Source organism: Streptomyces sp. DT2A-34 (genome assembly GCF_030499515.1).
GTDB lineage: Bacteria > Actinomycetota > Actinomycetes > Streptomycetales > Streptomycetaceae > Streptomyces.
In genome coordinates, this window is record NZ_JASTWJ010000001.1 from 2,337,235 (window position 1) to 2,351,299 (window position 14,065).

A 14,065-nucleotide genomic window follows, 5' to 3' on the forward strand; every position below is an offset into this window, starting at 1 on the left:
CGATTACTGGGGCTGTTCCGCCTCCGCCTCCGCCTTCTGCGCTGCCGCATCGATCGCGGCCAGGGATTTCCGGACCTGATTACGGTCCGTTGTGTACCAGAAGTCAGGCAGTGACGCCTTCAGATAGCTTCCGTACCGGGCAGTGGCCAGCCTCTGGTCCAGTACGGCGACCACGCCGCGGTCCCCGGATGCCCGTACGAGGCGGCCGGCGCCCTGGGCCATGAGCAGCGCGGCGTGCGTGGCGGCGACCGCCATGAAGCCGTTGCCGCCGGCGTCCTCCACCGCCTTCTGGCGGGCGCTCATCAAGGGGTCGTCCGGGCGCGGGAAGGGGATCTTGTCCATGACGACCAGCTGACAGCTGGGGCCGGGTACGTCGACGCCCTGCCACAGGGACAGCGTGCCGAAGAGGCAGGTCTTCGGGTCGGCCGCGAAGTTCTTGATCAGCTCGCCAAGCGTTTCCTCGCCCTGAAGGAGAATCGGGAACTCGGGGATGCGGGAGCGAAGTTCCTCGGCGGCCAGTTGGGCGGCCCGCATCGAGGAGAACAGGCCGAGCGTGCGGCCGCCCGCCGCCTGGATCAGTTCGGTCAGCTCGTCGAGCATGTCCGCACGGTCGCCGTCACGCGCGGGGCGTGAGAGGTGCTTGGCGACATACAGGATGCCCTGCTTGCGGTATTCGAAGGGCGAGCCCACATCCACCCCCTTCCACTGCGGGAGGTCGTCCCCCTCCGTGCCCTCGGGGGCGAGGCCAAGGGATGCACCGACGCCGTTGAAGTCGCCGCCCAGCTTCAAGGTCGCGGAGGTCAGGACTACTGAACGGTCAGCGAAGAGCTTCTCCCTCAGGAGACCCGACACGGACATCGGGGCCACCCGCAGGGACGCTCCGAAGCGGTCGTGACGCTCGTACCAGACGACATCCCACTCGGAGCCATTGGTGATCCGCTCCGCCACGTCGTGCACGGTCTCGACCGAGGCCAGCGCCTGTTTGCGGACCGCGTCCTCGTCCTGCACGGACTTGTCGCGGGTGGCGCCGATCCCTGAGATGACGGTGCGGCAGGCGTCACGCAGCGCCATGAGCGCGTAGGCGAGGTCCTCGGGAATCTCCTCCAGGCGTCCCGGCAGGGCCAGCTCCATCAGCCGTTCGAAGCCCTCGGCGGCGGTCTGGAGCTGGTCGGCGGCCTTCTCGTTGACAAGTTTCGCGGCGCGGCGCACCGCGCGGTTGACCTGGCCGGGAGTGAGTTCACCGGTGGCGACACCGGTGACCCTGGAGACCAGTTCGTGCGCCTCGTCGACGATCAGGACCTCGTGCTGTGGGAGGACCGGAGCGCCTTCGATGGCATCGATCGCGAGCAGCGCGTGGTTGGTGACGACGACCTCAGAGAGCTTGGCGCGCTCACGGGCCATCTCGGCGAAGCATTCGGCGCCGTACGCGCACTTCGATGCGCCCAGGCATTCCCGGGACGACACCGACACCTGCGCCCAGGCCCGGTCGGACACGCCGGGAGTCAGGTTGTCGCGATCGCCCGTCTCCGTCTCGTCCGCCCAGTCACGCAGCCGCAGCAGGTCCTGCCCCAACTTGCTGGTGGGCGCGGCCGCCTCGAACTGGTCGAAGAGGCCCTCCTCCTCGTCCTGCGGGACACCCTCATGCAGGCGGTGCAGGCACAGGTAGTTCGACCTGCCCTTGAGCATCGCGAACTCGGGCCGACGGCGCAGCAGGGGGTGCATGGCCTCGACGGTGCGCGGCAGGTCCCGCTCCACGAGCTGGCGCTGCAGGGCCAGGGTGGCCGTCGCGACGACGACGCGCTCCCCGTGCGCGAGCGCGGGCACGAGGTAGCCCAGCGACTTTCCGGTGCCGGTGCCGGCCTGGACCAGCAGATGGGAGCCGCCGTCGATCGCCTCCGCGACGGATTCGGCCATGGTCACCTGGCCAGGGCGCTCCGTACCGCCGACGGCAGTGACGGCAGCATGCAGGAGTTCGGGGAGTGAGGGCTTTGTCATAGCGCGACCACCCTACGGCCCGGCACTGACAAACGGGCGCTCGCGGTGGGGACGAGGGGCGGGATCAAGACCGGGGGTTCCTCAGGTGGGAATCGGATCGGTTCGGGTGTGTGCGGGATGGGTTCGGGTGTGTGAGAGATCGGTTCGATTGGAGGTCGGGGCGGTTCGCGTGGGGTCGAGGTTGGTGCATGGGAGAGATCGACTCGGCCTGAATCGAGTTCCTCGGGAGTGGGAACCGGATCGGCTCGAGAGGCATTACCGAATGTGATGACGTTGCGACACGGCGTCACAGCAGATGGCGCAGGCTCCGGTCTCTCACCATGAGGGCGGCCCTCTTGGCGGGCAGGTCGATCTCGGCGGAGAAGCGGAAACCGGCGCTCAGGAAAGCGGCGACGGAAGGGGTGTTGCGAATGTCGGGTTCGGCAACGATGCGAGCGCAGACGGGCCGCTTGTCGAGCACGAGGTCGGCGACGGCTCGGAGCAGGGTCCCTCCGAGTCCTCGGCCGCGATCGCCGACGGCACCCATGAGGAGATGGACTCCGGTGTCATGGGGCCGAGCCGCGTAGTACCTGGCCAGCGGGTCGAGGTCGGCTCGGTAGATCTCCCAGTAGCTCATCGGCGTGCCGTCCAGCATGCCCAGACAGGGCACGCTGCGTCCGTCCCCGGAAAGCTGGGACCGCAGATGCTCTTCAATCGCGTTCTGGGGTCCGGCGAGCCCCCAGAACGCTGCGACAGCGGGGTCGTTCATCCACCGGCTGATGATCGGAAGGTCTCGTTCGATCCGCACCGAGACTAGGTGAAGGGCTCCTGCAGGTGTACTGACGGGCCCCCAGTCGGCAACACGGTCGAGTAGATCGTCGCCGCCCAGGAGGAGTGAGGGAGGTACTGCCGTCCTTGCGGTGCCCGGGCTCCGTTCCCCATCGGCTGCGGTGCCGTCCGCGACGAGCCCGATGAGCTCATCGGGGAGGTGCAGGTCAAGCGTGTCCTCACTGTCTGCGTCCGAGCCGGCCGCCGGGTCGATACGGCAATCGCGCGCACTCGGGCTCGCGGCGGTGCCGATATCGGTGACGGGGGCGGTACCGGCGTGGGCACTCGCGTCGGTGGGAGGCACGGCGACGCTCCTCTCAAGAGGCGGGGTGGGTCATGTTCCTCAGGGATGAAGGGAGTTGGCGAAGCCGGAGACGACGGTCGGCGGCGCCGGAGGCGATCGGTGGTGGTCGACCGGCGTGAGGGGCGCAGCGCGGCGTGACAAGGGGCGGACCGTGACGGTCAGGAATGCAGGGGGTTGGCGATGGTGACGTACACGGACTGGGTGTCGACCGGGCCGACGAGTTCGTCGAGGCCGTGCAGCCGGGTCAGCAGATTGGCCTTGCAGCGCAGGACAGGCGAGTCGAGCAGGTGGGCAGGCAGTGATGTGCGCAGCCGGGCTGCGCCGGAGGCCACCTCGCCGAGAAAGCGGCGGAAGGCGGCGAGCAGCAGCTGTTCGTCCGCGAGACGCTGCGAGCCGAACGCTCCGATGAGACCGAGCACGTTGTTGATCGCGAGGTAGTAGGCAAAGCGTTCGTCGGCGACCTCGTCCGAGACGAAGGTGTCGCTGTGCTCGCCGATGCCGGGCAGCCGGGCGTCGAGTGCCGCGCGCCGGGACTCACGGAAGTAGTAGCCCTGGTTGTCGCGGTAACGGCCGCCCGAAGGCCAGCCGTCGCCGCACAGCAGGAGCAACGTGTTCTGCTGGTGTGCTTCCAGAGCGATTCCCGCCTCGGCATCGAGCCACAGCACGGGGCGGACAACCTGTTCGAGGTAGCGCAGGAACCACTCGGCGGCAACGGCGCTGAGAGGGCGGCCCGTTCGGTCGGCGAGACGCGTGACGAGCTCGGCCAGGCGGGACCGGGGAGGCGTGGTGCCCCACGGGTGATGGCCGGCGGCGGTGCCGGTTTGGGCGTGCGGTCGGGGCGAGACGAGTCCGGCTACGCAGGACACGTCGTCGGAGGGCCTGAACGGGTTGTGCCGGATCATCACGTCGACGCCGGCGACAGGGACGCCGTCCGGCCCGTCGACGGCGAGCCACGCCGGATCGCGAACGATGTCGAATCCCGGGTGCGCGGCCTGCCACTGCGTCGTGAGGCCGCTGCGCAGGAGTCGGTGGATCTCGACGCCCCGGTGCAGCTCCTTCCGGAGGTTCTCACGACGGGAGTTGGTGATGCGCAGACCCAGCGAGAGTTTGAGCATGGCGGCGGCGTCAGATCTGTGGAGGGTCCGTACGGAGGAGGTGGGGTACCAAGGGGCGCCGTGGGCGCCGAGGTCCCGGAGAAGTCCGGCATCGAGCAGGGACTCGATCTCGGGTCGGTGCTGGATCTCTCGCAGCTGCCAAGGGTGCATGGGCAGGGCCGTGTATCCGTCCGGCAACGGCAACTCGGGCCCGGCGAGGCGGATCATGAGCTGGGCCGCGGGGACGATACGGCCGCGCTCGGTCCATGCCGAGTCAGTGGCAAGCAGCGAGGGGGCGACCGCCATCCAGTGCAACGGGAAGGAGCCGCGCAACTCGGGCGAATACAGCTGCGCTTCGGACTCGGAGAGACCCTCGCGGCTCTTCGGCGTCGGGTGGAGGGGGTGCCCGAGCGTGAGCGCCTGCTCGGCCGCGAGGAAGACGTCGGAGCCGTCGGAGCCGTCAGCCGGGGCAGCACGGCGCTCGCTGATGAAGGTGGCGGTTCGTCGGACGGAGTCGGCGACGCGGGCAACGAGGTCAGTGGCCGCGGAGATGCCGGACACGGTCAGGGCGGCGGGCCTCGGAGCCGCGGAGGACGGGGAAACGGCAGCGGGCGCGCAGACGGAGGGTCCAGGGACGTAGGAGGAAGCCGTGTCAGAGAGGAAGGGGAGGGCAGCGGAGTCAGCGACCGTGTAGGACGCGGGGGCAGATCGGGCGGGGGAAGGGTTGGAGCAGGAAGGTCCAGAGGCAGAGGAGGCAGCGGCTACGGAGTCTGAGGCAGCGGGCACGGAATCTGGGGACGACCCGGGGCGAGGAGCAGTCGCGGTTCGGGAACGCCGCGTCGCGTCAGTCGAGGCAGCCGACGTATCAGACGCGGGCGAAGGGCGGACGCTCGCGGAAATCGGGCGAGCCGCTACGGACCGAGGGCTGGTCGAGGGCCCGCTGCTCGCAGCCGACGGGTCGGCGGCCGAAGCCATGGCGACAGGGTTGCTTCCCCCCAGCGCCTCCCTGGTGAGCAGGGCAGCCAGGGTGACCGCGTCAATCGGCGGGGACTGCGCCGGGGCGTCGGCCAGATGTGGGAGGCCGAAGCGGTGCCATCCCGTCGGGGACCAGTAGTGGACCGGGATCAGCAGGGCCGTGCCTGTGGCGGGCAAGGGGATGCGGAGGGTCCCGTAGTCGGGGGTCGGGACGTTGGTCTCACGCACCCAGCAGCGGAGCAAGTTCTCCACGGCGGCGGCCTGGGCTGCGGTATGAGGGTCGGGGTGCTCCAGGAGGTCGGAGGCGGCACCGGGCAGCCGCTCGAGGTCCGGGGCGTGCTGCGACGTGTCCCCTCCCTGAGGTGCGCCCCCTCCTTGAAGTGCACCCTGCATGCCTCCCCCCTCCGGGGAAGTGCCTGCCTGGGCGGGAACAAGCCCTCGCCCGCGAGGAGCCAAGGCGGTCGAAGACGCAAGCAGCTCCGGCTGAAACAGGTGTGGGCCGGCGTGGCGTCGCGCGCGAGCGTCGGGGCGGCCGTCGGGTGCGGGGGTCGTGGTCAAGGCTGGTCCTCTTGAACTGGTTCTGACGCATGCGGCGACGGCCGCCGTACTGCGGTGAGGGCAATCTCGGTCGGAGGCGAGGTTCCCGATGGCAAGTGATGTGTCGTTCGAAGGTGAGCCGTTGCTCGGGAGCGGGTCGGTCGACGGACGCCGACGCGAGGGCGCCGGTAGGAGTGCGTTACGGCGCGCCCCATCGACCGCCGCGCTAACCCGCCCGGTCGGCACGGTCGCCGCGCCGCCGGGGGCCCGGGGACCGCTGGCGCATCCGGTCCGCACCGAACGCGTCGTCATGGGGGTGGCTGCGCGAGACCGCGGCCACCGCGTCGGCCAGTCGGTCCAGCACTGCGGCCGCCTGCTCGTCGCTGATGGTCAGGGGCGGAAGCAGGCGTACGACGCTGGCATGCCGGCCGCCGAGTTCGACGATCAGGCCACGTCGCAGGCATTCGCGCTGGATGGCGGCCGCGAGTTCGGGAGCGGCGGGGCGAGGGTGGCGATCCGAGTTCTGCACTGCCGCCACAGCGGCTCCTCCACCAGTGGGGTTGGCGTCCGCCGAGGAGCCACCCCGGCTCCGGGCAGGGTCGAGACCCACCAGAACGCCCGCCCCGCCTCCGGGCCGGCCGATGTCGGCCGAAGCATCCGACTCGGCCTCATCAGCAGCACCCCTGTTTCCTTCCAGAGCGGTCAGAAGGCTCGGTTCGCCTTCGGCCCCCTCCATCGCCGCCCATGGCACCGACCGCCCCTCGCCGTACTCGGCATCGGCCTCGGGCTCAACCACCTCGACCCCGATCATCAAGCCCCTCCCCCGCACATCCCCGATGCACGCGAACTCCCCTGCCAGTTGCCGAAGTTGGTTCAGCATCCGCGAGCCCAGTTCGGCCGCGCGCTCGGCGAGACGGTTCTCGCGGACGTAGGCGAGCGTCGCCGTGCCGGCGGCCATGGCGAGCTGGTTGCCGCGGAAAGTGCCGGCGTGCGCGCCGGGTTGCCAGGCGTCGAGGTCGTCGCGATAGACGATGACCGCCAGCGGCAGGCTGCCCCCGATGGCCTTGGAGAGGACCATCACGTCGGGGGTGACGCCGCTGTGCTCCACCGCCCAGAAGGAGCCGGTGCGCCCGACCCCCGTCTGGACCTCGTCGGCGATCAGTGGGATCGCGCGGTCGGCCGTGATCTGCCGCATGCGCCGCATCCACTCCTCCGGCGCGGGGATCACTCCGCCCTCGCCCTGGACGGGTTCGAGGATCATCCCGGCGGGGCGCGGCACGCCCGACTTGGGGTCGTCGAGGACGGACTCGGTCCAGCGGGCGGCGAGTTCGGCGCCGCGGTCGCCGCCGATGCCGAAGGGGCAGCGGTAGTCCTGCGGGTAGGGCAGGCGGGCGACCCGTACGTCGAAGGCGCCCCCGGATGCTTCGAGCGCTCCGGCTGTCATGCCGTGGTAGGCGCCGCTGAAAGCGAGGATTCCGGTACGTCCGGTCGCGGCCCGGACGAGTTTGAAGGCGGCCTCCACCGCGTCGGTACCGGCCGGTCCGCAGAACTGCACACGCGCGCGGTCGGCGAGACCGGGCGGCAGGGTGTGGAAGAGCTCGGTGATGAAGGCGTCCTTGACGGGGGTCGCCAGGTCGAGGACGTGCAGTGGCGCGCCCGAGTCGAGAACCTCGCGGATGGCCTCCAGGACCACGGGGTGGTTGTGTCCGAGCGCCAGCGTCCCGGCGCCGGAGAGGCAGTCCAGGTAGCGGCGGCCGTCCGCGCCCTCGATGGTGAGCCCGCGTGCCCGTACGGGCACGATCGGCAGGGCACGCGCGTAGGTGCGCGCCGCCGACTCGCGCGCCGACTGCCGCCGCAGGATCCCCTCGTGCACGGCACGCGCCCCCGTCGACTCGGATGTCCCCCCGCGCAAAGATTCGGTCACTGCCATGGCTCCCTGCCCTCCCGCTGTCCAGGGGCGAGGAGGTCTCTCGCATCCTCGCCCCACCCGACATACGAAGCCCCGCGAGCGTCGACTCGAAGCTCCGGGGAACTGGGCACGGGGGACGGCCCACGGGCAGCTGGCCCCCCACCGCTACCAACCTCGGACCGTTCACGGGGTTACGGGTTGCTTCAAGATCCTTGCGGTGACGGAACATGCCGGTGGCCCTCCGTCGTGGTGGAAGCAGACACTTCGTCGTGTCCACCGGGTTCCTCACAGGCGCGTCTCCGCGGAACTGGGTGCGTCTTGGCTGGTACCGATTCGATGCCGGCTCCGGCACGGTGTCGGCGCGGAGTTACTTCTGGAACCAGCGGGACCCGGCCAGGAGGGTCTCCTCGGGCACCACTCCGGGTACGGACTGCGCTCCCGGTGAGAAGGCGAGCCCTCCAGGGGTGCGCCGGTGCCCGGTCATGACCGTCGCGGGCTTCGGCGGCAGCGCCCCCGAGCAGCGAGCGGGCGTCTACCGGCCGGCCACCGAGGAGATCGACGGTGAGCGGGCCCGGACCGTGTGGATCAAGTGAGGCACGGACACGCCGTGGACGGAGAAGTGGAGGGTGTGGTCGGGATCGGGAATCGCCCGCCTGGGGTTTCTGTACTCGACGAAGGCGACGTCGGGGTACGGCTACGGAAGCAACGCCCCGCTCAGCGAGCGCCGGGCGATGAAGACGGTGCGGAACCATGAGCGCCCGATCCGGCTCGAGTCGGACGCCTGGGAACACGGCAAGCCCCAGCCGAGGAAAGAGCGCCCGTTCCGGCCGCGGCTGTTCACTGTGTGCGGCGGCAGTGCCACGTACTGCATGACGTACCTGCAGCCGCCGAGAAAGGGCGCCTGCGGGCGGGGGTGCGGGCAGGCCTCGGGGGACACGTCCATCCAGTACTACCTGACGCGGGTCGGCGCCCACGATCGCCGCGACACCTACTGGCACTGGTGCACATGCCTGGCTCCCAGCGAGCCCTCCGCCTGCTATCGGGGCAACTCGCATGTGAAGCCGATGCTGTACGTCCTCGACGACTCCGGGGCCTTCCGGGGATGGGTCGGAGTGGAGGCGTCCTTCTCGCCGGCCGGTAAACGGGATGACGACATGCTGGGCGTCTTCCGGATGACGGACTGGCCGGACCCCGCTCCCTGAGGGAGACGGGTGGCGGCTCCTGGGACACGGCGAGGGTGCGCGGTCACCCGCCATCGCCGGGGCTTGAGGATTGACCGCGTGGCCCCGGTACCGGAGGGTGCCCGGGGCCACGCTCGTCCGGGGCAGGCGGAGCAAGGCGTTCCTGCAGCCGCAGATGCCGGAACTGGTAGACGGCTCCCACCTGCCGGAGCACTCCCCGGACGTGCGCGTCTCGGAGGAACGCCATGAGCCGCCAAGGCAGTTCCCCGGTCACGGTGAACCACACCCGAACGGTCACGAACCTTCCCCCAGGCGCTGAGCGCCAGGGCGGTCGGGCCGGTCATCAGCCACAACTGCCCGGCGATTCCGACGACGTTGTTGGCATGGGGCATGGGGAGCGCGACGGTCAGCAGGAGCACGGAGGTCACCGCGGTGAGCAGTGCGCTCCGTACGAGTGCTGCCGATCGGTCCTGGGCCAGGCTGCGCTCCGGAGTCAGCACCAGGGGGCGTTCACCCGGGTCGTCCGGTGTGCGCAGGATCAGGCCCGCGATCACCGCGACCGTGCCGATGAAGCCGCCGCCGACGGCTCCCGGCACCACAGCCCGCCACAGTGGCAGGTCCGGCGCCGTGAACAGCCCGTCGGCTCGAGCGCCGAACCAGAACAGGACAGCACCCGCCGCAGCTCCGGTCGCGCTACCGCTCAACAGGGCAGACCCCGGGGCAAGCGCCCGCCCGCTCCGCGTAGCCAAGCGCGGCAGGAGCCCCGGCGGCTGGGTCCGGCGCAGTCCGTAGAAGCCGAAGAGCAGCGCCGTGGTGAGCCCGAAAGCCACCTGATAGCCCTCTTGAATCGCGGTTCCCCGCCAGACCACTTCACGGCCGGCGGGGCTGACCCAGTGCCAGCACGACCGCCACCCGTCACCGCCCATCCAGGTGGTGAAGCACGCCACGCCCAGCGCGGCCAGCACGGTGATCGTCCGTCGGCGTCGTACGAACCGCTTCCGGTCCCGTTCGTCGCCGCCGGGGCGAAGCTCCGTGAGCAGGACCGCCCCCAGGCTGAACGCCACGATCCAGGGAATCTTGACGGCCGGGAACACCGACGGGCCGCCCGTGTCCCACAACCGGTCATAGTCCCCCTGCGGGACGAACACCTCCAGCAGGACCAGGACGGGCATGCACGCCCCGCCTCGGTCCCGCACCCGTCCATGTGACCTTCCCCTCTCCCAACGCGGGCCGGGTGCACCCCGGCTCGGAGGAAAGGGTGCAGAGGGTGCACGTACGGCGCGTGGTCGGCGCGCGACGGTTGCGCGTCGGAGAGAGCCGCGGGGTCAGCGGTCGTCGTGCCGGGCGATCGCGCGCAGGAAGGCGATGGTCTCCCTCTCGCGGTTGGTGGACTCCTCGGCAGAGGTCCCGTACCTGCGGTTGGCGGACAGCTTCACGATGGTGGTGCGGGCCGCCGGATCGACGTGGACGAACTGGTTGTACACGCCGATCGCGGTGAACTCGCCGCGGTCCCCGTCAGGGATCCACCACTGGTAGCCGTAGCCCAGGCCGGGGTGCTGCCCGCCGATCACGGGCCGACCGGGCTTCAGGTGCGGCGCGGTCACGGTGACGGAGTCGCGCACCCACTCGGCCGGGACGATCTGCCGGCCCTGCCACCTGCCGCCGCCCCGGTACAGCTCGCCGATCCTGGCGTAGTCGCGGGCGGTCAGATTGAGCCCGCCGAAGGCGAACTCCGTCCCGGCGGGGTCGAGCAGCCAGTATCCCGCCGACGTCATGCCCAGCGGCTCACAGAGCTTCTCCCGCATGTACTCGGCGACCGGGCGGCCGGTGGCCCGGGCCACCAGGGCACCCAGCGCCTGGGTCTCGCCGGAGTTGTAACGGCAGACCGTGCTGGGCTCGCTCTCGCGGACCATGCGGGCGACGAAGTCGTCGAGAGTGCCGCCGACGCCCATCGTGGCGGCGCTGAGCCGGAAGACGTCAGAGGTCACGTCGCTGTAGTCCTCGTTCCAGCGGGCGCCGGACGACATCTGGAGGACGTCCCTGATGGATACGCCGTCGTACGCCGAGCCGGGCCGCACCGGTACGTAGGAGCTGATCGGCTCGTCGACTCCGGCGATGTGTCCCTCCGCCACCGCGATACCGACGAGCGCGGAGACGAAGCTCTTGGCCACCGACATGGACAGCCACTGCACGTCCGGGCCGCCGGTCAGGTAGTAGCTCTCGTGCCGGACGACTCCGTCGACGAGCACGAGCAGGGCCGCCGTGTCCGTGTCGGCCAGGAACCCCTTGCCCGACCGCGGGGTGCCGTCGAAGACGTACGTCTCCGGCAGGTCGATCGCCTCCCCCTCCGGCCAGACATACGGCTGCGCGGCCGGGGCCATCTCGCGGGCGCTGAGGAGGTCCTTCATCCGGCAGAAGTGGTCGTGCTGCGGCGCGCCGGTGAAGAGGCCGAGGTCAGCCATGGTCAGTTGCTGCTGGTCAGTCACGGTCGTCCTTCGGTCGAAACGGGCGATCCTGCCTCGGGGCACTGAAAAAGTAGCAGTACCAGCCGGTTAGGATAACCGAGTGGTACGCTTAATTTTCCGTCCCGCAGAGCAAGAGGCAGAGCAGGAGAAGGTCCGATGAGTTCTCCCCGCGTCGACGGACGCAGCTTGCGCTTCCAGCACCGGCGCCCGGAGCTGCTGGCCGCGGCGACCGAGTATGTCCTCGAGCACGGCGTCACCGACCTGTCCTTGCGGCCGGTGGCCCAGGCGCTCGGGGTCACCCATGCGACGCTGCTGCGGCACTTCTCCTCGAAGGACGGGCTGATCATGGCCGTCCTGGAGAACATCCGGACGGACCTGGCCGCGCAGTGGGCCTCGGACACGGAACTCAGCGGAGCGCGCTCGACGGCCGAACTCGTCAAAGCCGGGTGGAAGCGGCTGTGCGAGCCGAAGCAGCAGCGCCAGTTCCTGCTGCTTTTCGAACTCGTCGGCCACTACGGCTGGAAGCCCGACCGGGACCGGGATCTCGTGGAGTCGGTCGTCGAGGACTGGATCGCCGTCCTGGCCGACCGCCTCGGTCGGGACGGCTGGTCTCCGGAGGACAGCACCGCCCTGGCCACGCTCCTGCTCGCCCAGGTACGGGGCCTCCAGCTCGACCTCCTCGTCTCCGGGGACCGGGAGCGGGCAGACCGCGCGCTCGACTTCGCCGTACGTCTTCTCGACCGGCCCACCGCGTGACTCGCTGCTGCTGACCCGGCCGAGTCGGAGCATGTCGGTCATGGCCGAGCCGCCCGTGAACGCGGTCTGGCCGCCGTCCATGGTCAGGCAGCTGCCGGTTGCGTCCTTGGAGGCGCCGCTCGCCACGCGGCGGGAGCCCGGCCCGTCGAGTCGGCGGCGGGCCGCGTCGATGCCGGCACGCGCCGCAGCGCGCCGAGTGTGATCACGCCGGCGTTGCCGGCGAAGCCGCGGAAACGGTCGGCGACCACGTGCACGACGTCGCCGGCGGCACTCTCGCCCGCCGCTGGCGTCACGCGCACCTGACGCGACGGCGGCCCGCCGCCGCGCCGACCGGCGTCATTACATCTGAAGGGAAACCGAGCATCACGATCGTGCCTTGCCGGAACCCTCTTGACGGCGCACCAGTTCATCAGCGTGACTGCCCCTGGCGCACGCACGCGCACACGCGAGGACGGGGTTCGGACGCACCGAGGCCCTACGGCCCATGAACCGGAGGCTGGTTTGAGACTGCTGCTCGTCGAGGACGACAGCCACCAGGTCGCCACTCTGTCCGCGGTCCTTGTACGGCACGGTTTCACGGTCACGAACGCCCGAAGTGGCGGAGCGGCCCTGGATGCGCTCGCCTCGAAGGGCGCCGGCTTCGACCTCGTCCTCCTCGACCTGGGGTTGCCCGACATGGACGGCTACGAGGTCTGTGGCGAGATCCGCAAGCGCACCGACACCCCGATCATCATGGTCACCGCGCGCGGAGACGTACGTTCCCTCATCCACGGCCTCAACCTCGGCGCCGCCGACTACGTGGTGAAGCCGTACGACACAGGAGAGCTACTCGCACGCATCCACGCCGTCAGCCGACGCACCGTCGCCAAGGACGTCGCGGAACGGGTCAGAACCGTGCTGTATCTCGGCCCCGTGATCATCGATCTGCCGACGCGTCAGGTCAGCTTGGACCACTCGTTCATCCATCTGACTCCCAAGGAATTCGACCTCCTCGCCCTGCTCGCGCGGCGCCCCGGTGTGGTCGTCACCCGAGAACAGATCATGGGCGAAGTGTGGCGCACCGGCGGGGAGGGGGGCGGAAACACCCTGGGAACGCACATCGCGTCCCTGCGCGCCAAGCTTCGCATGCCTGCGCTCATCGAGACGGTGCACGGGGTCGGCTACCGAGTCGTCACTCCTGCAGAGTAGTTCGTTGCTCCTCGACCCGGGGACCGCAGCAGAGTTCGACCAGTTGGGCCGGCTTGTCGTCGGGGCTTGGCTGGACGGCTCTCCCAGCCGGCGAGCCTTTCCCAGTGCGCTACCCGGCGTTCGAATCCCACCGACTCGGTCAGTCCACCGGATGACCGGGCGAGATGGTGCGGGCGTCGTCAAGGCGCAGCAGCGGCCCGTCGTACGCCTCGCGCTCGCCCCACTCGACCGGGTCGAGGACGAAGCCGATGTGGTCACCGCCGCCGACGCGCGTGACGATCCGGCCGACGAACCACGCCGGCGCGTCCTGAAGAATGACGGCCCCGCCGTACCCCTCCCGCCAGCGGACGTGCCGGAGCTTGTCCTCCCGGTCGCCCGTGCGCCCGCCGAACAGCTCCGCCAGGGCACGCTGATCGCGAGCCAGCAGGTGCACGGCCAGGACCTGCGCGGACCGTGCCACCCGAAAGGTGTGGTTGACCTCCGAGAGCCACACCACGAACCGCACCGGCCGGATGGAGCACTGCGAGGCGAATCCGACCAGACAGCCGGCCCGTTCGCCGCCCGCCGCAGCCGTGACCACACACATGTCGGGGTTCAGCCGTCCGACGAACTCGTCCATGCCCACCATGCCCAAGCCGCTCCCGTCACCCGTGACTCCACCTCTCGGCATCACCTCACCACGGAGCGCGCGCCCATGCCATCCAGCAGCCCGGCCAGGCCCTGGCGGGAAGGCGGACCCGGAGGCAGGCACCTCCCCGGATGAATTGCCAGATCAGACAGCCCGTAGCGAAACCGTTGCCGACCCGCCAGCACTCCCCCACAGCGACCGCATAGTGTGTGATGCCGTCCCAACG

Annotated in this window: 10 protein-coding genes; 3 read left to right on the forward strand and 7 right to left on the reverse strand. The window is 70.2% G+C overall.

Going from position 1 to position 14,065, the window contains the following annotated elements; all coding sequences use genetic code 11:
- Positions 1–3 precede the first annotated feature (3 nt).
- The 4 genes from QQM39_RS10055 to QQM39_RS10070 form a co-directional block, all read right to left on the reverse strand.
- Complete coding sequence (locus tag QQM39_RS10055) at positions 4–1,995, reverse strand: ATP-dependent DNA helicase (protein ID WP_301996349.1); 1,992 nt, start codon at positions 1,993–1,995, stop codon at positions 4–6.
- A 286-nt stretch (positions 1,996–2,281) separates the two neighbouring features.
- A complete protein-coding gene (locus tag QQM39_RS10060; RefSeq protein ID WP_301996350.1) occupies positions 2,282–3,106 on the reverse strand; it encodes a GNAT family N-acetyltransferase in 825 nt (274 codons plus the stop codon).
- A 158-nt stretch (positions 3,107–3,264) separates the two neighbouring features.
- Complete coding sequence (locus tag QQM39_RS10065) at positions 3,265–5,493, reverse strand: IucA/IucC family protein (RefSeq protein ID WP_302003537.1); 2,229 nt, start codon at positions 5,491–5,493, stop codon at positions 3,265–3,267.
- A gap of 445 nt (positions 5,494–5,938) precedes the next feature.
- Positions 5,939–7,642 (reverse strand): diaminobutyrate--2-oxoglutarate transaminase family protein, encoded by a 1,704-nt coding sequence (locus tag QQM39_RS10070; RefSeq protein WP_301996351.1) that lies wholly within the window; start codon positions 7,640–7,642, stop codon positions 5,939–5,941.
- A 605-nt stretch (positions 7,643–8,247) separates the two neighbouring features.
- Here QQM39_RS10070 and QQM39_RS10075 point away from each other — a divergent pair.
- On the forward strand, positions 8,248–8,823 hold the full coding sequence (locus QQM39_RS10075; protein WP_301996352.1) for a hypothetical protein: 576 nt from the start codon (positions 8,248–8,250) through the stop codon (positions 8,821–8,823).
- Positions 8,824–10,127: 1,304 nt separating this feature from the next.
- On the opposite strand, the gene QQM39_RS10080 is transcribed toward QQM39_RS10075, so the two are convergent.
- Positions 10,128–11,288: a serine hydrolase gene (locus QQM39_RS10080; protein WP_301996353.1), complete on the reverse strand. Its 1,161-nt coding sequence runs from the start codon at positions 11,286–11,288 to the stop codon at positions 10,128–10,130.
- Between the two features lie 135 nt (positions 11,289–11,423).
- On the opposite strand from QQM39_RS10080, the gene QQM39_RS10085 reads away from it, so the two are divergent.
- Complete coding sequence (locus tag QQM39_RS10085) at positions 11,424–12,023, forward strand: TetR/AcrR family transcriptional regulator (protein ID WP_301996354.1); 600 nt, start codon at positions 11,424–11,426, stop codon at positions 12,021–12,023.
- An 83-nt stretch (positions 12,024–12,106) separates the two neighbouring features.
- On the opposite strand, the gene QQM39_RS10090 is transcribed toward QQM39_RS10085, so the two are convergent.
- Positions 12,107–12,316 carry a hypothetical protein gene (locus QQM39_RS10090; protein ID WP_301996355.1) on the reverse strand — a complete coding sequence of 70 codons (210 nt, stop codon included), beginning with the start codon at positions 12,314–12,316 and terminating at the stop codon, positions 12,107–12,109.
- A gap of 208 nt (positions 12,317–12,524) precedes the next feature.
- Here QQM39_RS10090 and QQM39_RS10095 point away from each other — a divergent pair, with 208 nt between their 5' ends.
- Entirely contained in the window at positions 12,525–13,211 is a 687-nt protein-coding gene (locus QQM39_RS10095; protein ID WP_301996356.1) for a response regulator transcription factor, read from the forward strand.
- A 139-nt stretch (positions 13,212–13,350) separates the two neighbouring features.
- On the opposite strand, the gene QQM39_RS10100 is transcribed toward QQM39_RS10095, so the two are convergent.
- Entirely contained in the window at positions 13,351–13,839 is a 489-nt protein-coding gene (locus tag QQM39_RS10100; RefSeq protein WP_301996357.1) for a flavin reductase family protein, read from the reverse strand.
- Positions 13,840–14,065: the final 226 nt, after the last annotated feature.